We start from the raw sequence: 16491 nt of genomic DNA, 5'->3' as shown, positions 1-16491 counted from the left end.
ACCGGGTAGATGCGCCTTGGGCGGGCTCGTCGCGATGGTAGGTCGCGGGCGCCGGCCATGGCGAGCGAGTTTCGATCGCAGGGATCCGCGCACCAATCGCGCGGGATGCACGCTCATGCCGAGGTGCGTGTATAGGGAATGCTGTATCCGGTCCAGCTCGGACCGTGCTGCCGGAACTACCCGGCCGGTTCATCGAGGCGATTCAGGGCGTCGCGAAAGTCGCCGCTCTGGTAGAGGCCCGCCAGCGCGATGATCATGTGATCCAGGCCGGGCGCACCGACAATCAGGCCATCGGAGCACCATAAGTGACCGCCCCCGCCGTACTCTCCCGTCTCAGCCCATTCCGACATAAGACGCTCGACCTCGGCCAGCGTGAAGATCGTCGCGCTCCAGCGAGAGCCGTCGGGCAAGCGCACTTCGGCATCGACGTTCTCCACCGCCTCGATTCGTTCGCCACCGCCGACCATGAAGGTCACCTCGAAGACCGAGGTCCGAACTCGGTAGAACGGCCCGTCCCAGCCTTGATCGATAACTGCGAACTCCCCAGCCTCCATGAGGAAGAGCCTATCCGGCCACTGTCTCTTCATGCCGCTGAGCGGTCGTCCGCCGGACGCACGCTCATGCCGAATTGCGGACGCCGCTGCAGCCGGCTGCCCACAGTGGTAATCGGATGACGGCGGCCATCGTGTCCGGCCACAATGCGGACGTGCGACTTACCTGGACGATCGAGCACCACGGTTGGGCCCTCTGCTCCGTCGAGGACGAGCACACCAGCGCCGAAGCGTTCGCTTCCTATGTCACCGAGGGTCCCGAGCAGCTGCTGAGGGCCGTCGCCAGGATCATCCTCCATGAGACCCACACCCAGGCCGAGTTCGAGGCCGAACCCACCGTTTACCGCTGGTTTCTCCACCGTCGCGCGAACACGGTCACGATCCGCCTTCTCGAAGCGCAGTCGACTGGAAGACACCTGAACACGAGGGAAGCCTGCTCTGGCAGAGCGAGCAGCCAACGACCACGCTCGCCAGAACCGTGCTCAGGGCATTCGACACCGTCGCCGACGACCTGGGCGAGGCCGGCTACCAGACCCGGTGGGGCCGTCCGTTCCCCCGCCACGAACTGGAAGGTCTCCGGACGGCCTGGCGCAGAACGGTCCAGCCCTCACCGCGGCCGGCCGCCGACTGAGCCAACGACGTCCAGTCACCGATCCGTCATCCTGGACGCGTCGGATACTGCGTTGCCGCCCCTGCCCGCCCCGGCGATCATCCGATTGCCTTGTCATGTCGAACTGTGTGTGCACCTTGACGGTTCGACATACTCTGCTCATGTGATCGAGATCGGTTCGCGGGCGCGCACCCTGCCGGCACCTCCACACATCGTCTGGGACTCACTCGTGGAACCTCACCGGCCAGAAACCCATCCGTGGCTCTCCCTGCTGGCCGACGAAGTCGAACCCCGAGTCCTGACCGCGCAGAAACCGAGCCACGCGACGTGGTCATCACTGTGGCCAAGCCGGCCCCATGATCAGATACATTTCACGCTGACGGCCTCACCCGACGGAGGGACCCTCCTGAGATTCACCTTGCTCACCCCCGACGAAGCCCCCGACCAGAGCAAGACCGGACACCTCCGGAAACGGCTCAACCAACTGCTGTTTGCCGATCTCCGCTACTCCTACGGCCACTGAGCGACGAAAAATTGGCCCAACGTCCGCTCCCGCCGATGAGCGTTTACCCGGACTGTTGACCGAACGCGGCGTCGCCGAAGCTCAGGTCGCGCATCTTCTCGGGCGAGAAGACAACCATGATCTCGTCGCCTCCCCCGAACACGCGCTGCCAGTCCGGCGGCTGCGGGACGGCAGCGACGAACCACACCGCTCCCGCGGCGAAGTCGAGACGCACTGCCATCGGCACGTCCACAGCTTGCACGGATCCGACACTGCCATCGGCTCGCCGGCTCGGCCCCAGTTCCAGCCGCTCCCAACGCGCGGCGGTCCCGCGAATCGGCGTCCGCAGGTACCGGTCCCACAGGCTCCCGGGACCGGCGTCGGCCCCGATGCGCTCTGGGCCCTCGTCACCCAAGCTGAGATAGTCTTCGATCCGGCCGTCGGGGACTTTCGACCCCGTAGGTGTAAAAGGTGCCGGTCCAGGTGACCGTCGACGGCCCCGCGTCGGTGACGAGCCCGACGCCCATGACAGCGTGATGCCAGCTGCCGTAGTCCCATTGCGTCGGCTCGGCGGCGAAGTTGTGGACATCCCAGTAGTCCACCGCCAAGAGCCGACGGCCCCGGAGCCCCTTCAGCCTCGCCTCGAAACGCGCGCGCGGATCATCAACCTCATTCGCCGGTTCCACGCGATGATCCTCCCCGGTCACCCGGCCGGACGCACCACAGTTATGGAGGTATCGCCGCACAGTCGCCGAACGTCCGGTCATGCCGCGAGGCGCGCGTTCGGTTGACTGTCCGCACGTGCCGATGATCGGGCGGTCGAATGGATCAGAGTTCTCTGATGTGCAGCAGTGATCGGACATTCAGGTGTCGGCGAACTTGGTTGCTGCTCAGCGCGTCGACCACGATCGCGGCCCCGAGCCAGGTAGCCCCGGCATCCTGGGTGAGGAGGTGGGCGCCGTGGGCCTGACCGCCGGTTTCGATCCAGTCGTCGACGAACAGCACGCGATCGCCGCCGCCGACCAGATGCTTGCGGAAGCCAAGGCTGAGATGACGATCTCGATAGTCGGGTGGCGTGGTTCGCCGGAGCCAGGCATCACTGTCGCTGGAGACCACACGATCTTTGTGGACTTCGACAAACCCGACGTCGAAATGGAGAGCGACAAGCGGCCCCAGGAGGCAGCCGCGGGATTCCGGCCCGAGGACGACCGTGGGTTGCTGATCGGCGAACAGCTGAGCCAACGCGGGGCCCAGGCTCCCGAGCAGCTCGGGGCGGCGCCACCAACCGGTGACGTCGGCATAAAAATGCTCGTCTGTTCGGTCTCCGTGCCAGGTGAAGGCGCTGCGGAGCCCGGACTTCACCTCGTCCAGCCATACGTCTCCAGGCATCAGCCCATGATCGCGCCGCCGACCTCCACGAGCAATCGGGTTGTCCCGCGGCACGCCGTGTCGATCGCTCCCTCATGCTGCAAGGAGCCGTCCGCGAGGCTGGCGGCATCGTCGCCGCGCTCACCGCGTGCTGCGCGGAACCTTTGGTGAGGCCGTTGACAACCGGCTGAAGCGGTGGATCCTCGACCAACTCGAGGTCACCGACGATCGTCGTGTCACGCGGTACCGGCAGTTGGCGGCCACCATCAACGGCTGGCCTCCGCTCCCGGACCTGGAACCGGTGTTCACCTGGTTCGGCAAGGCACCGCACTCATCTCGCCAGCTGGCCCCGAAGTCCCGCGGGAGTCACACCGACCGGTTGGGGCCGGTCAAGGGAGGCTCACGCCACAAGGGCGAAGACATAGGCGCAAGCGTTCCGGGCCGCCGGGCAACCGCGGAGACCTTCGTGGCGTCCTGGAGGCATGACGTCGTCGAGGTCCTGGCTGTCTGAGGCGGCCTTGTGGCTTCCCCTGGTCGTGCTGATCGGCGGGCTCGCAAGTGGTATGGGCCGACGTTTCCCTGGCCGCGGAGGTGAACCGGTCGGCGGGGCACCTCTCGGAACGGGTCGTCGCGACCGGAGTCCGGGAGCACCTCACCGCGGACGTCCAGTACACCGGACCCGACGGGGTGACGAGGACCGAGACCTTCGAGCACCAGGGGCGCGTGCTCGTCCCGGGGTGCCGGGTGCAGATCCGGGTGCGGCCGGACCAACGGCGCGCGGAATTAGACGACGGGAACAAGCACACCGGGCCGATCGTGGCCGGCGGCCTGCTGACTCTGCTCGGTGTGGCACTACGGCGTGAGGCTGGAGAAGTACCGGGCGCGGTTCGAAAACAGGTAGTGGGCGTGTTGGTGGTGGCTGTCTCGCTGGCGGTGATGCCTCTTCTCCTTGCGGGCCCCCGGCGCAGCAGCATCGCAGGCATGGACAGCAACGCACAAGTTTGTTCGGTACGGGAACGAAATGATCATCCGGGAGGTATCTGTTCGAGTGAGATGCTTCCCGGCAATGCAGGAGGGACGCCGATGAGACCTGGCGAAGGGATCGGCCTGCTGGTGTTCGTGGCTTTCGGGGTGATGATGGTGATCGCCAGGTTCCGGTGGCCGGAGAAGTTCGAAGGTTTCGGTCGGGTCCCGCCGTCGGACCCGGCCCACGCACGCCAGTTCGCTGCGCTGCGGGATGAGGACTACGACCTCGTTCTGCGGGGCGGAGCCCGGGTGAACTACGTCAACGTGACGTCGCCGTCGGCCAGTCTGCTGGTCAGCCGCGCCCAGATCGAGCTGCGCGTTTTCAGCGTTGAACCGATCTGGATCGCCCGCGCCGAGGTGACTGGCCTGGAGTGGGTGGGCGCCCCGTTCGGTCGCCGCCTCAAGTTCCGCACCGCGTCGGGCCGGTTGGACAGGGTGACCTTCTGGCCCCCGAGAGATGCCGAGAAACAGCTGGCCGAGCTCGGCTGGTACTGAAGACGGTCGATCACTCCCGTGCGACGCCGAGACAGGACGCCGAACCGCCCGGCTGAAGGCCGCGGCATCGCGAAGGCCCAGTGGTGCGCGATGACGGTGATCGTGGGCGCCTCAGCCCGGCACGCACCGCCGGGTAGCTCGCGGTGGTACTCCGCCAGAGCCACCGTCCGAACGTAGCGTCCTCCGCCGCGAAGAGCCGGCGCTGGATGTAGTCGGCACAGGCGATGTTCTCCGGTGACAACTCAGTGTCGGACAAGAGCTGGTCGAGCGGTCGTAGACATCCGACTCTGCCGATGACAGCGCCTACCAGTCTGACCGGAGGCCGCGAGGACGGTGAGGATCCTGCCGAGAACATCAGCCGATCCGACACACGTTCCCTGCTGTAGCGCGAATCGTCGGCGAGCGCCGATTGCATGCCGGTAATTCGATAGTTGACCGGGACGCACTTGCCGCCTTCGTCTTCCCTCTCTAGGTTCAGGGCCCTGCGGGATATCAAGCCGCAAACCAGGCCCCGCCCATGGCTGGTAGAACGATCAGCGGAACCGAAAGGCATCGAGTGAAGCAGTCGAGCGTGAAGATCGATGGACAACGGATCACGTGCCTGGAGAGCTCAGCCGATCGCAGTGGCCAAGGCGAACCCGCGGTGATCTTCGTCCACGGCAACTCGTCTTCGGCCAGGACTTGGCTCCCGGTGATACGGGGCGACTTCGGCAGGCGGTTCCGTTGCGTCGCACTGGACCTGCCCGGACACGGTCAGTCCGAGCCAGCGAGGGACCAGGCCGACTACTCGCTACCGGGCTACGCCGCCGTGCTCACCGCCTTCGTGCAGGAGCTCGGCGTATCGGACGCGATCGTCGTCGGCTGGAGCCTGGGCGGGCAGATCGCGATGGAGGCCGCGCCCGAACTGCCGGACGTCGGCGGCTTCGTCATCTTCGGCGCGCCCCCGGTCGCATCGCCCGCGCAGATGGCGGAGGCTTTCCTGCCGCACCCGGCGATGGCCGCCCTCTTCAGCGCGCAGGTCAGCGAATCAGAAGCGAGGCTGGCCGCCGAGAGTTTCACCGCGCCCGGTTCGCCGCTCGACATCGGTGAATTCGTCTCCGACATCCTGGCCACCGACGGTGCAGCTCGCGCCGGGCTGGGGGCCAGCGCCGGTGCGGGCCGGTTCGCAGATGAGATCGCGATCGTCTCGGCGCTCCGTCAGCCGCTGGCCATCCTGCAAGGCGCCGACGAGCAGCTGGTGAGCCTGGACTACTTACAACAGCTGATCATCCCCGGACTGTGGCGCGACGAGGTTCAGCTGATCCCCGGAGCCGGCCACGCTCCGCACCAGGAGGCGCCGCGGCAGTTCGCCGCTCTGCTGACGGAGTTCATCAGCGATCGTGGCTGCGAGCAGTGACCGGCCCGGAATCGTTGGCACCTGACAACAACCCACAAGTCGCGAACCCCGCGTGCTCGGTGACCTGAGTGGACCGCGGGAGAAATCGCCGCTGGGAAACCTGCCCTAACCGGCTCGCGGTCAGGTCATGCACCGCCGTGGAGCCGACGCCACCGGATCCCGGCCGACTCATCGCTCAACTACCCGCGCGGCCACGCTGGTACAGCCATCCGGCGTGGGGCGGCGGCGACCAGCACCGCGGAGGCAAGGGCATCTCCTGTCGTGAATCCCGGCAGCGAAGCCAACAGACGACGTCCCTCGCGCGCCGCAGCCGGTGTCGATGAATGCGGATCGCGGACTGCATCCACGACCCGCGCCGTAGTGGCGCGTACCTCGAGGTCCGGCACGCTCATCAGCCGGCTCGCCCATGGGGTGTCTGCGCGAAGTCGCTTCCAAAGGAGCAGCGCGCCGATGTCCGACTTGCCGATACTTCCCGCGGCCCGAGCACGCACCGCCACCTCGACCAGCACCTCGTCGTAGGCGGACGCCACCTGCTGCTCGTACGCGGTGCGCGCGCGGTAGCCAGCTGTGCCCACGTCTGCTCACGAGCGCCACCCAATCCTGTCACACCGTCAGCATGCAGGACAGCGCCCGACCAGTTCGACCCGCCAGGACCCAAACATCCTCATCTGCCGATGAGCGGACGTGCCGGTGGATCTAGCTGATGCGCGTTCGGTCGGCGGCCCTCTTAGCGATCAAGCAGTGGCGGTCTGCGGAGTGCCGGGCAATGATCGGCTTTCGACGACGTCAGCTATCAGCTACGACCCGACAGTAGTGGCCATAGGCTAATAATTCTTTGTCGACAAATTATTTAGCTGCTGATAGCAGAAGTTCTCCTGATCACTCGAACGGCGTCGCAGCAGCGGTCTCGAGGGCGTGGTGGATCGAATCCGCGTTGTCGCCGGACCACATGGCCACCTGGTCGATGAGGATCCGCATGTACTCCTGGGTGAGCAGCAGCGAGAACTCACGGAGAGCTCCGCCGGACGCGGCCGGGAAGGCCCGCTCGCGCCGTGTGGCGAGTTCGCGGGAGATCATGCGCAGACTGAGCAGGTTCTCGCGCTGGTCGGCGTCCGGTGACGGCTCGTTGCGCAGGGTTATGACGAGCTTGTCCAGCAGGGCGGTCAACCGGTCGTAGTCCGGCATCGTGAGTTCGAGCTTGTAGGCGAACTCCTGGGTGCTGACCCGGTTCTCGCCGAGTTGCCGCCACTACACCGGGGCGAGTTTCCAGGCGTCGGGAGCCCGGCCCTTGCGCAGGTCCGCTGTGAACGGTCGCAGGTTGCCTTCGCCGATGCCATCGTAGTATTCGAACGCGACTGCGGGCAGGTGGATCCGGCTGGGCTGGAGGGTGCTGAAGTGGCCGATGACGGCTACTTGCTCGTCCTGCTCCAGCGTGCCCCATTCCCCGTAGGGGCCACCGCATGCGTCTGCCAGCTCGTCCAGGCAGGCGGCGATGGCGCGCTGTTCGTCTTCGAGGGCGACGTCGACTTTCGCCGCGGCCCGGCGGAGTGTCCGGCACGCCATCCACAAGAGGCCCAGGCCGGTCACCGCGCCGGCGGTCGCCCAGGTGGTCGCGGCGTCGGCCGGTACGACCGCAAGGATCACCAGCGCCGACAGCGCAGGACGTCGCGCGTCCTTTGCTCGAGCCCACAGCACATCCGGGTGGTGGTGATCCTCCGCGGCGAGAAAGGATTGTCCTCGAGTGCTCATCAGTGGCAGACCTCCGTTGCCGCTCCGATTTCCGGCACTGCCCACCGTGACGGCCTTCAAACTTCGTGACGTGTCGACCGTCGCACGTGGAAGCTGAGGAGTTACGGAAATTGGTCCATCTGCACACTCTGCGCTAGCCGATCCACTCACGCGGGGGATATCGGGTTACTTCCGGGAGCGCGCATCGTTGAGGCTAATTTCACGTGGCGCCAACAAGATTTTCTTGTTCGGCGGTTGGGCAATCCACCATCGGATGGCCCGTCGGGTTGGAACAAGAACAGGTCTTCGACCTGGGCGTTGACCTCGGTGCAACGCGTTGCCTAGCTTTGCCCGACGTAGGTGGTCTTTGCGGGGAGGGTGATGGATGACGCGGGTATTGCTGGTCGGGGATTGGTGGGACGCAGTCACGATCGAGGTCACGGGCCATGAGTCCGTCCCCCGTGCCCGAACCGACACCGAGCCCCAAGGTGTGGTCGAGGCCCTCGAGCACGAAGGACACGTCGTCACCCGCATGCCCTCGCCGGCCGTCGCGTCCGGCTTCCCCGAGACCCCGGCCAAGCTCGACGCCTACGACGTGGTGGTCCTCTCGGATGTCACAGCGGATTCACTGCTGCTGCACCCGCAGGTGATCCAACGCGCACGGCCGTTCCCGAACAGGGTGAAGGTGCTGGCGGAGTGGGTCCGCTCCGGCGGTGGGCTGGCCATGGTCGGCGGGTACCTCAGCTTCCAGGGCTTCCACGCGAAGGCGGCCTATCACGGGACGCCGATCGAGGAGGTCCTGCCCGTCCGGATCCTGCCGTACGACGACCGGGTCGAATGCCCGGAAGGTGTGGCCGGCCGGCTGACCGGCGACGAGCACGAGGTGACCGCCGGACTCGAGCGCACCTGGCCGATCATGCTCGGCTACCAGCGCCTCGTGGCCAAGCCCGAAGCCCGGGTCCTGGCCACGATCGGCTCGGATCCCCTGCTGACCGTGGCCGCGGCGGGTGCCGGACGCACCCTCGCGTTCGCCTCGGACATCTCACCGCACTGGGCGCCCGCGGAGTTCACCCGGTGGACCGGCTATCCGCGGCTCTTCGTCCAGGCCGTCACCTGGCTCGCCGGAGGCGAGATGCGCCGATGAGCGATACGTCGCTCGTGACCGGAACCGATCGACCCTCACCGGCTGCCGAAGGCCCGGATGATGTTCTGCGGCTGACCGGGTTCGCGCGGAGCGGATCGTTTCGCCTCGGTGACGTCCGGACGGTCCGGATCGACGCGCTGCGGTCCGCCGATTCGCCGCGGACGACCGGTGAGGACGACGAGCACGTCCGTGCGCTGGCTCAGCTCGGGCCTTCGCTGCCGCCCATCGTCGTCCACCGGCCCAGCATGCGGGTCGTCGACGGCGTCCACCGGGTGCGCGCGGCCGTCCTCAACGGACAGCCGGCGATCGAAGCCCGGTTCTTCGAGGGGTCGGCCGAAGAGGCTTTTGTCGTCGCCGTGCAGTCGAACTCCCAGCACGGGCTGCCGCTGTCACGTGCGGACCGCGTGACCGCGACCGCGCGAATCCTCGCTTCGCACCCGCAGTGGTCGGACCGGACCATAGCGAAGCTCGCGGGAGTGACCGACAAAACGGTTGCCGCACTGCGCAAACGAGCGGAGTTCGCGCCCTCGGAGGCCGACGTGCGCCTGGGACGCGACGGACGGTTGCGGCCGGTTGATCCGGCGGTCGGCCGGCTGCGTGCGGCGGAGTACCTCGCGGCCGAACCGTCGGCATCCCTCCGGAAGGTCGCCACGGCCGCCGGTATCACACCCGCGACGGCCAAAGACGTCAAAGACCGTCTGCGACGGCGCGAAGATCCCCTTCCGCCTCGGCTGAGACCGAAGCCCGCGGAACACCGCGAGGAGAAGGACGACCACGTCGAAGCGCCGGCGACGCGCCAGGCCACCCCGGTCCCGGCGGAGACTTTCGGAGTGCTGGCCCGGGATCCGTCCCTGCGCCACACCGAGGGCGGCCGGGCCGTGTTGCGGCTCCTGCACCTGCACACGCTCGACGACGCCGGTTGGCTGGCCGTGCTCGACGGTGTGCCCGCCCATTGCCGCGAGGCTGTCGCGGAGGTCGCCCGTGCGTGTGCCACCGCGTGGGGCCGTGCCGCGGACGTGCTGGACGGTCGCGCGTCCGATCGCGGCGGGAGCGCGGCGAGCCGGTAGACCCCGGCGGGATGCGCGTGTGGGGTCGCATCCCGCCGGCCCGGCCGGCGTTCAAGGTCGGAATTCCGAACTCGAACGCGGGCCGGACGCACGTGCCACGAGGAGTCTCGGCGTCCCGCGGCCCTGATCATCCCCAGGGCGGCTCCGCCGATGGCCGAGCCCGAGTCGCCGGGGAACGGTGGCACCCACAGCCGGCGTACGCAGCCGAGCGCGCGGAGGGCCCTGTTCAGGGTGATGTTCAGGGCACCGTCACCGGCGAAGCAGAGATTCTGCGGTGCTCCGTAACCCTTTTGCCGGATCTTGTCCGACAATCGTTGCGTGACCTGCCTGGTGAAGAACCCGCTGATGCTCGCCAGCACGTCGTGGTCCGAGAAGCCGAAGCCGGCGGTCCAGGTGCGAACGGACTCGAAGAACCGGTGCGGCGTGGCCGGCGACGTGCTGGTGGCTCGCATGACGGCGATAGCGCCTTCCCGAGCGGAAACGTCCCGTACACGCTGGGGGTCAGCAGGTCAGGGCACGTCGCCGACTCGCGGTACGGCCCGGCCATGAGGACGACCAGCCTTCCCCGGGCTCGGGCCTCGACCGTGCCGGGGTGATCACCTTGCCGGCCGTCGAGGACCTGTTCGTCCACATCGGACGGACGGTAGCCGAAGCCGGCGAGGATCCCGGCGACTGTTTCGAGGTCGGCGGTCTCGCCGGCCCGGAGGCTGTCGCGTTGCTTCTCGCGTTCGACACTGAACACGAGGTTCCCGCCGTCGATGAGGGCCACGGACGTGTCGCCGGTGAGCTTGAGTCCACAGGTGATCACGACCGGGTTCCTTTCGCGACGACGAGCGGTCCCGATGACGGTGCAGTCGAGAGGCGCTCTTCGATGCGGCGGGCCGGCGCCGCCGGCCTGGTGGACAGGATTTTCGCGCACGAACACCCCGAGGAAAGGCGAACGAAGGAAACCCTCGCGGGTTCAGCGCCCGTATCCCGGGCCGCGGGCTGTCGTCCGAAGTCATCACGACACCGGGAGCGCCAGTGAGCGAAGCACAGCTTCGGTCGACAGCACCTTCGCGGACTGTCCGGCCACGTAGTCCAGGGCGAGGTGGTGGTGGCCGAGGGTGAAGTCGGTGACGGCGTCGGCCACGAAGAACGGCTGGATGCCGTGCGCAAGGGCGTCGATCGCCGTCACCATGCAGCCGACGTGCGTGTGCACGCCGCAGACGATGAGCTGATCCCGTTGCCGTCGCTCGAAGAAGCCGGGGAGCTCCGAACGGAAGAACGCGCTGTACCGCCACCTGGCGAAGACGGTGTCCGGTGCACCAGGGCCGTGTTCCGCCGGCGTCCCCGCGTCCCAGAAGTCCGTCAGGAGTTCCGGTCCTCCCGGGGGCATGTCACTCGGCTGAGCTGTGAACGCCACCGGCACCCCGGAACGCCGGCAGGCTTCGACAAGACGCACGCAGTTGCCGGTCAGCTCGACGACGGGGGAGTCGCCGGCGGAGAAGAACTGCAGGAAGTACTCGTGGAGATCGTGGACGAGCAGCACGGCGCGCCCGGCGTCCGGTGCCGGATCGGCGTGGTCGCCCGGTGGTTCCGACGAGGTCGGCCGTCGTTCTGCGGCAAGGGGGGAAACGGTCATGGAAACCTTGTCCGGCGGTGACTGTGGTGGGTCGCGGATGCCGCGGATCGACGTCGGCGGCCTTCCGGTGAAGGATCGAAGAAGCTAAGCGCGGCCGCGGAACCACGTCAAACAAGCTCGTTGACGACGGGCGCCCGGTCGAGACCGTGGTCACGTGTCGCGGTCGATTCTTGTGGTTTCGACAACGGGACCGCCCGCTGAATTGTGAGCGGGACAGAGTTCGCGCCGTGACATTGACCCTGCGCACTTTGTTGCTTAACTTGGCGCAAATGATGTGAAGCGAAAGGGCACGATGACCGCACAACTGTGGCAGCCGGAACGCCGCACGCGGCATCAGGCTAAGACCGAACCCGCAACCGCCCAGCCGGGGCCTTCGGCCACCTTCGGTGCCGACTTCGAACGCGAGGGGATCGCCGTCGTTCCCGGCGCCGTCCCGGTGGACTTCCTGCGGGGGATCGTCCGGCAGCTGGGCGAGACCGAGCACGTGACGGGGCAGATCAAGGCCTTGCGGAGCAGTTCCGCCGTCGCCGCGGCCGCGGCCGCGGTGCTGGGACCGGGCGCTGTGCTGATGGCCGTCCGGCTGGTGGTACCCGAACCAGGTGACCGTCTTCCGGCGCAGCCGGAGAACAGCGAACCCGGAACGCCACTGTGGATCCCGCTGGGCGACGCCGAGCTCCGGGTGCTGCCCGGCAGCCATCACTGGGGACCGTTGAGGAGCGGCCGTCACGAAATCGGGCCCCTGGACTCCGTCCACCTGGGCGCCCTGCGCTCGGTGGCCCTGCAGGCCGGGGAACTCGCTGTCCTGCAACCGTTTCTCGTGCGTGACGTCCTCCCGCGGTACGGCTCGGCGCCGGTGATCGAACTCCGGTACGCGACGCCCCGGCCCTCGGGTGCCCGGCGCTCCGGTGCGCCAGGGGGTCACCCGGCCCGTCTCCTGCTCGAAGGCCTGCGGGCGGACGGAATGGCCGGCCGTGGCGAGGCCCTCGCCGAGGTCGCCCGGCGACGCGCGGCCGACGCGGGATCGACGTTCATCGACCTCGGTGCGGACCGCTCGGAGACGGGTGAACTGCACCAGGCCGTCGTCGCCTTCTTCAGTGAACGCTTCGACGTCGAACTCGACCAGCGCACCGAGATCGCCGTCACCGGCGGTGCCTCACAGGCCCTCGACGCGCTTTCGCGCTCCCTGACCGGCGACTGGGTGGTCCTGCCGGACCTGTGCCCGCCGGCCGCGGCGGCCATCTCGCTCGCCAACGGTGCCCGCGTGCTGCGCGCCCCTATGGACCGGCACACCGGCCTGATGGACCTCGGGCTGCTCGATCGCATTCTCGGAAACCTCGCGCGGCGCCACGAATCCGTGCGGTTCCTCTACTTCGCCTCGCCGGGACGGCCGATGGACGCGATCGCCGACCACGAGCACCTGGCCGAGGTCGTGGCCATCAGCCGGCGGCACCGGGTGCTGGCCGTGCACGACATGGACGACCCGCCCGGCGGCGCGGGCGACCGCGTGCCGAACGTCCTCCAGGTCCCGGGTGCGTGCGAGCACGCTGTCACCGTGGCCGAAGGGCCGCGAACCGGCTTCCTCGCGGGGAACCCGGCGGTCGCCGGGCTCGTGGCGCGGCACAACTCGTTGTTCCGCGTGACGCCGACCGCGGCCCGGTGGCCCTCGACCGCGGCCGCCGAGCGGGTGAACCGGGCCGTGTCCGGCTGGCGGGCCCTCGGCTGGCCCGCCGACGCGGTGACCCCGGGCGCCGGGCACGGATCCGCCGTGCTGCTGGCGGTGCCGCCCGGCATCACGACGACCGGCCGGTTCTTTCCGGTCGAGCTGTTCGCGTTCCACCTGGCCGGCCGGGCTTTCGTGCACCTGCCGACGTCGTTGTCGTTCAACCCCAGGGACGGCTCGCTCCTGCGCATGGCGGTACCCGACGACGACCGGCTGCTCGACGAGCTGTTCGACCGGCTCGGCTCGGTGGACGTGCACTGGGGCATGGAGCCGGCGCCGTGGATCGAGGAGGAGCTGGCCGCGGAACTTCAGCGGCTCGGCCGGTAGCGGGAACGCCGCCCAGGTGTTCGCCGGGGCGGCGCGGCGGAGCCTATTCGCCGGATGCCTTGCGGATGCTTTCGCCGGGGTACGAAGTCCCTTCCGCGCGGCGGGCGGCGAGAGCGGCCATGACGTGGTGCATGCCCGACGGCTCGGTGACGTCCCGGCCGACTACCTCCGAAACGCGGCGGAGGCGGTAGTCCACCGTGTTGGGGTGGACGTTGAGGCGGGTCGCCGTGCGACGCCGGTTCTCGGCGTTGTCCACGTAACAGGACAGGGTTTCCGCCAGTTCCGGGTGGTGCTCCAGAGGATCGAGCGTCGCCGCCAGCCGGCGGCGGGCCGGGCCCGGCCGGGTCAGCTGGTACTCGACGAGCACGTCGTCGAGGCCGTAGAGCCCTGGCGGCCGTTCGAACCAGCGCAGGACGTCCAGCACGTCGGAGTTCTGCACCGCGGCGGCCCGGATCCGGTCCGGAGCCGCGACGGCCACCACGGCCGTCACCGGCACGCCGGCGACCCGCTCGGCCGCGGCGAGCACGTCGGCCCAGCGCTGCCGGGAAAAGTCGTCCTCCAGCGGCACCAGGACGATCCCGCCTCGAGCGTTCAACGACGTCAAGGCCTGGTCGTCGGTGGCGGCGGAGATCGTCCGGCGCAGGCGGCCCGCCACCCGGCGCCCGAGGATCGCCGTGTTGATCCCGGCGCGCAGCTCATCGGGATGCCGGCCGAGGGCGAGATTCAGGACGACGTAGCGCGAAGCGACGGTATTGTCCACGAGTGCCGGTGGGTTCTCGTTGAGCAGTGCCGAGAACAGGACCTGCTTCGCGTCCTGTTCGGCACCGGCGCGCTGCCGGACCTCGTCCACGTAGCCACCGGCCACCGCGTTCACCGCCTCCCGGAGGCAATCGAACAGCCGGGCACCCAGTTCGCGGACCGACTCCAGGTCCTGGGCGTCGGCCGCCTCGGTCAGCCGCAGGTAGAGGCCCTGGATGCCTCGGCAGTACGCGGACAGCACAGCTTCGAGGGAGAGACCTTCCTCCGCGCGCCTGGCCGCGGACTCCGCCAGCCGGTCGTGTTCTCGCGGAGTGGCCGACGCGCCCTCGCGCAGCCAGCGGGCGTAGTACCGGACGGCGTCGGTGCTGACCGACCGCACGTCGTTCTGGAGGACCTCCGGCGGGAGCCGCTGGTAGTCCGTGCTGTGCCGCCGGTGGCCGCCGATCATCTGCTCGACGATGTCCGGCAGCTCGGACAGCAGGATCCGGTCGACGGCGGTCCCCGCGATCACCACCGGCTCCGGCCGGGTCGGTGCGTGGCCGTTCACAGCGGATGTCCTCATGGCGAACCACACCTCGAATCGAGCTTCGCGGGCCGGAGCGGCGGCAGGTGCGCCCCGGCGGTACGTTAACCGTTCGTCCAACCCTTGTAAATATTGGCCTCCCTTCACGGGTGAGTCCTCTGAGCTGCAGTTATCGGCTGATCACCCCTCGTGAAGAAAGTTCGGGAACCACTGCGCGCGGCATCGAGGGCGCGCTATATTACGGCTGTTGGACGAACCATCGGCCGAACCACCCGAAGACCAGGAAGGGCAGTCCGATGGCCAGGGGGACCGCACACGAGATCCGGTGCCGGAACCGATTCGACGTGCTGCGCCACGTCTACGCGGCCGACGAGGCCGTGAGCCGCCAGGAGCTCGCCGCGGCCACCGGCCTCTCGTTCGCGACGGTCGCCACCCTGGTCGGAGAACTGCTCGACGCCGGGGTCCTGGTCGAGGCCGCGCGGCAGTACTCCGGCGGCGGCGGCCGTCCCCGCGCTCGCTTGGCCGTCAACGCACGGCGAGGGCTCCTGATCGGGGTGGACTTCGCCGAAACGTACGTCCACTTCGCGGTGTTCGACCTCGCCATGCAGGTGCTGGACGAGTTCGAGCGCCCGATCGAGCAGGGCGTGGTCCCGCCCGAAGCCACCATGGACCTGATCGCCCAGCGGGTCAGGGCGATGCTTTCCGGTCTCGGCCGCACCCTGGACGACGTCCTCGGGTTCGGGATCGGCATCCCGGGCCTGGTCGAGCCCGACCGCGGGGTGAGCGTCTATTCGCCGTTCTGGTCGTGGCGGGACATCCCGGTGCGCGCGCTGCTGACCGAGCGGTTGCGCCTGCCGACCTACGTCGAGAACCCGTTGATGGCCGGCACCGTCGCGGAGATGTGGTTCGGGGCCGGCCGCGAGGCGGCGAACCTCCTGGTGGTCACCCTGCGCGGCGGGGCCGGGGTGGGCATCGCGGTGGACGGGGCGCTCTACCGGGGTGGCACGAACAGCGCGGGAGAGTGGGGACACTCGTGCCTCGTCCCGGACGGTCGCCTCTGCCGCTGCGGAAACCTGGGGTGTGTCGAGGCCTACGTCGGCACCACGGGGGTCGCTGCGACGCTTCGGGAGGTCGCTCCCGAAAGCCGGCTGTCGGCCGGCAGCGACGAACAGGTCGTCGCCGCCCTCGGGCGCGCCGCGGCCGACGGCGATCCGGACGCCGTCAAGGCCGTCGAGGTCGTCGCGCGTCACCTCGGCACCGGCGTGACCACGCTGGTGCACCTGTTCGATCCCGAGGTACTCGTCTTCGAGGGGTCGGTCGCCGAGGCGCTTGGGCCGCTTCTGCTCGCCGAGACCGAGCGGGTCGTCGAACGGCAGGTGTGGGCCAGGCCGGGCCGTGAGGTGCGCTTGCGGCTCTGCTCGATTCCGGGCAATCCGGTCGGTCGCGGCGCGGCGACGCTCGCGCTGCAGGGATTCCTGAACGGCATCAACGCGCCGGGCGCGGCCCGGGCCGGACGGTGAACCGCGGTCAAGCACCGCGGCGGCGTTCGGTCACGAACCGGCCGGCGTCCAGGACGGCGGCCCGGGAAACGTGACCGGTGCGGCCGGCCGCCCCTTTCCGCGCGCCGCCGAGCCGGAGGTCCGCCGTGTTC

At 68.7% G+C, this 16491-nt stretch carries 20 protein-coding genes and 2 pseudogenes; 9 read left to right on the top strand and 13 right to left on the bottom strand.

Annotated elements, in window-relative coordinates:
- Positions 1–176: 176 nt before the first annotated feature.
- Positions 177–554: a hypothetical protein gene (locus tag OHS58_RS17985; protein WP_328649105.1), complete on the bottom strand. Its 378-nt coding sequence runs from the start codon at positions 552–554 to the stop codon at positions 177–179.
- Positions 555–583: 29 nt separating this feature from the next.
- Positions 584–967: a hypothetical protein gene (locus OHS58_RS17980; protein WP_328649104.1), complete on the bottom strand. Its 384-nt coding sequence runs from the start codon at positions 965–967 to the stop codon at positions 584–586.
- Positions 968–1029: 62 nt separating this feature from the next.
- Here OHS58_RS17980 and OHS58_RS17975 point away from each other — a divergent pair, with 62 nt between their 5' ends.
- Both OHS58_RS17975 and OHS58_RS17970 read left to right on the top strand, forming a co-directional pair.
- Complete coding sequence (locus tag OHS58_RS17975; protein WP_328649103.1) at positions 1030–1182, top strand: hypothetical protein; 153 nt, start codon at positions 1030–1032, stop codon at positions 1180–1182.
- 142 nt (positions 1183–1324) lie between these two features.
- Positions 1325–1684 (top strand): hypothetical protein, encoded by a 360-nt coding sequence (locus tag OHS58_RS17970; RefSeq protein ID WP_328649102.1) that lies wholly within the window; start codon positions 1325–1327, stop codon positions 1682–1684.
- A gap of 43 nt (positions 1685–1727) precedes the next feature.
- On the opposite strand, the gene OHS58_RS17965 is transcribed toward OHS58_RS17970, so the two are convergent.
- The 3 genes from OHS58_RS17965 to OHS58_RS17955 form a co-directional block, all read right to left on the bottom strand.
- On the bottom strand, positions 1728–2078 hold the full coding sequence (locus tag OHS58_RS17965) for a hypothetical protein (protein WP_328649101.1): 351 nt from the start codon (positions 2076–2078) through the stop codon (positions 1728–1730).
- The gene (locus OHS58_RS17960; RefSeq protein ID WP_328649100.1) at positions 2071–2349 is read right to left on the bottom strand and encodes a hypothetical protein; all 279 of its coding nucleotides are present in this window, start codon (positions 2347–2349) and stop codon (positions 2071–2073) included. The genes OHS58_RS17965 and OHS58_RS17960 overlap by 8 nt, the downstream gene beginning before the upstream one ends.
- Before the next feature lie 142 nt (positions 2350–2491).
- Positions 2492–3052, bottom strand: coding sequence for a phosphoribosyltransferase family protein (locus tag OHS58_RS17955; RefSeq protein WP_328649099.1), 561 nt, complete (start codon positions 3050–3052; stop codon positions 2492–2494).
- A 127-nt stretch (positions 3053–3179) separates the two neighbouring features.
- On the opposite strand from OHS58_RS17955, the gene OHS58_RS17950 reads away from it, so the two are divergent.
- The 3 genes from OHS58_RS17950 (at position 3180) to OHS58_RS17940 (ending at position 5948) form a co-directional block, all read left to right on the top strand.
- Positions 3180–3542 (top strand): hypothetical protein, encoded by a 363-nt coding sequence (locus OHS58_RS17950; RefSeq protein ID WP_328649098.1) that lies wholly within the window; start codon positions 3180–3182, stop codon positions 3540–3542.
- 47 nt (positions 3543–3589) lie between these two features.
- A complete protein-coding gene (locus OHS58_RS17945) occupies positions 3590–4552 on the top strand; it encodes a hypothetical protein (RefSeq protein ID WP_328649097.1) in 963 nt (320 codons plus the stop codon).
- A gap of 571 nt (positions 4553–5123) precedes the next feature.
- Positions 5124–5948 (top strand): alpha/beta fold hydrolase, encoded by an 825-nt coding sequence (locus tag OHS58_RS17940; protein ID WP_328649096.1) that lies wholly within the window; start codon positions 5124–5126, stop codon positions 5946–5948.
- A 179-nt stretch (positions 5949–6127) separates the two neighbouring features.
- Here OHS58_RS17940 and OHS58_RS17935 read toward each other — a convergent pair whose 3' ends face one another.
- The 3 genes from OHS58_RS17935 to OHS58_RS17925 form a co-directional block, all read right to left on the bottom strand.
- Entirely contained in the window at positions 6128–6523 is a 396-nt protein-coding gene (locus tag OHS58_RS17935) for a hypothetical protein (RefSeq protein WP_328649095.1), read from the bottom strand.
- A 304-nt stretch (positions 6524–6827) separates the two neighbouring features.
- Positions 6828–7133 (bottom strand): hypothetical protein, encoded by a 306-nt coding sequence (locus tag OHS58_RS17930; protein ID WP_328649094.1) that lies wholly within the window; start codon positions 7131–7133, stop codon positions 6828–6830.
- Positions 7134–7196: 63 nt separating this feature from the next.
- The gene (locus OHS58_RS17925) at positions 7197–7697 is read right to left on the bottom strand and encodes a hypothetical protein (RefSeq protein WP_328649093.1); all 501 of its coding nucleotides are present in this window, start codon (positions 7695–7697) and stop codon (positions 7197–7199) included.
- A gap of 364 nt (positions 7698–8061) precedes the next feature.
- Here OHS58_RS17925 and OHS58_RS17920 point away from each other — a divergent pair, with 364 nt between their 5' ends.
- Complete coding sequence (locus OHS58_RS17920) at positions 8062–8820, top strand: glutamine amidotransferase (protein ID WP_328649092.1); 759 nt, start codon at positions 8062–8064, stop codon at positions 8818–8820.
- Positions 8821–8855: 35 nt separating this feature from the next.
- Here OHS58_RS17920 and OHS58_RS48775 read toward each other — a convergent pair whose 3' ends face one another.
- Positions 8856–9089 (bottom strand): hypothetical protein, encoded by a 234-nt coding sequence (locus OHS58_RS48775; protein ID WP_442875545.1) that lies wholly within the window; start codon positions 9087–9089, stop codon positions 8856–8858.
- Positions 9090–9092: 3 nt separating this feature from the next.
- On the opposite strand from OHS58_RS48775, the gene OHS58_RS17915 reads away from it, so the two are divergent.
- Positions 9093–9887 carry a cell cycle transcriptional regulator TrcR gene (locus OHS58_RS17915; RefSeq protein ID WP_442875544.1) on the top strand — a complete coding sequence of 265 codons (795 nt, stop codon included), beginning with the start codon at positions 9093–9095 and terminating at the stop codon, positions 9885–9887.
- Positions 9888–10039: 152 nt separating this feature from the next.
- On the opposite strand, the pseudogene OHS58_RS48770 reads toward OHS58_RS17915, so the two are convergent.
- From OHS58_RS48770 to OHS58_RS17905, 3 genes and pseudogenes are all read right to left on the bottom strand, one after another.
- A pseudogene (locus OHS58_RS48770) lies at positions 10040–10339 on the bottom strand (carbamoyltransferase N-terminal domain-containing protein); the annotation flags it as partial.
- Between the two features lie 185 nt (positions 10340–10524).
- Positions 10525–10629 (bottom strand): annotated as a pseudogene (locus OHS58_RS48765) (hypothetical protein); the annotation flags it as partial.
- 261 nt (positions 10630–10890) lie between these two features.
- A complete protein-coding gene (locus tag OHS58_RS17905) occupies positions 10891–11511 on the bottom strand; it encodes an isochorismatase family protein (protein ID WP_328649090.1) in 621 nt (206 codons plus the stop codon).
- A 292-nt stretch (positions 11512–11803) separates the two neighbouring features.
- On the opposite strand from OHS58_RS17905, the gene OHS58_RS17900 reads away from it, so the two are divergent.
- Positions 11804–13558: an aminotransferase class I/II-fold pyridoxal phosphate-dependent enzyme gene (locus tag OHS58_RS17900; RefSeq protein WP_328649089.1), complete on the top strand. Its 1755-nt coding sequence runs from the start codon at positions 11804–11806 to the stop codon at positions 13556–13558.
- A gap of 43 nt (positions 13559–13601) precedes the next feature.
- Here OHS58_RS17900 and OHS58_RS17895 read toward each other — a convergent pair whose 3' ends face one another.
- On the bottom strand, positions 13602–14879 hold the full coding sequence (locus OHS58_RS17895) for a PucR family transcriptional regulator (protein WP_328649088.1): 1278 nt from the start codon (positions 14877–14879) through the stop codon (positions 13602–13604).
- Positions 14880–15136: 257 nt separating this feature from the next.
- Between OHS58_RS17895 and OHS58_RS17890 the strand changes: the two genes are divergently transcribed.
- A complete protein-coding gene (locus tag OHS58_RS17890; protein ID WP_328649087.1) occupies positions 15137–16360 on the top strand; it encodes an ROK family transcriptional regulator in 1224 nt (407 codons plus the stop codon).
- Positions 16361–16491 lie beyond the last annotated feature (131 nt).

This window comes from Amycolatopsis sp. NBC_00348 (assembly GCF_036114655.1).
Classification (GTDB): Bacteria; Actinomycetota; Actinomycetes; order Mycobacteriales; family Pseudonocardiaceae; genus Amycolatopsis.
Note: the sequence above shows the minus strand (reverse complement) of the source record. Positions and strands in the feature narration are given on the sequence as shown.

What these genes read in the sequence shown, in the direction of transcription:
- OHS58_RS17985 (WP_328649105.1), bottom strand. Translation starts at nt 554, where the DNA reads ATGGAGGCTGGGGAGTTCGCAGTTATCGATCAAGGCTGGGACGGGCCG.
- OHS58_RS17955 (WP_328649099.1), bottom strand. Translation starts at nt 3,052, where the DNA reads ATGCCTGGAGACGTATGGCTGGACGAGGTGAAGTCCGGGCTCCGCAGC.
- OHS58_RS17930 (WP_328649094.1), bottom strand. Translation starts at nt 7,133, where the DNA reads ATGCCGGACTACGACCGGTTGACCGCCCTGCTGGACAAGCTCGTCATA.
- OHS58_RS17925 (WP_328649093.1), bottom strand. Translation starts at nt 7,697, where the DNA reads ATGAGCACTCGAGGACAATCCTTTCTCGCCGCGGAGGATCACCACCAC.
- OHS58_RS17920 (WP_328649092.1), top strand. Translation starts at nt 8,062, where the DNA reads ATGACGCGGGTATTGCTGGTCGGGGATTGGTGGGACGCAGTCACGATC.
- OHS58_RS17905 (WP_328649090.1), bottom strand. Translation starts at nt 11,511, where the DNA reads ATGACCGTTTCCCCCCTTGCCGCAGAACGACGGCCGACCTCGTCGGAA.
- OHS58_RS17900 (WP_328649089.1), top strand. Translation starts at nt 11,804, where the DNA reads ATGACCGCACAACTGTGGCAGCCGGAACGCCGCACGCGGCATCAGGCT.
- OHS58_RS17895 (WP_328649088.1), bottom strand. Translation starts at nt 14,879, where the DNA reads ATGAGGACATCCGCTGTGAACGGCCACGCACCGACCCGGCCGGAGCCG.
- OHS58_RS17890 (WP_328649087.1), top strand. Translation starts at nt 15,137, where the DNA reads ATGGCCAGGGGGACCGCACACGAGATCCGGTGCCGGAACCGATTCGAC.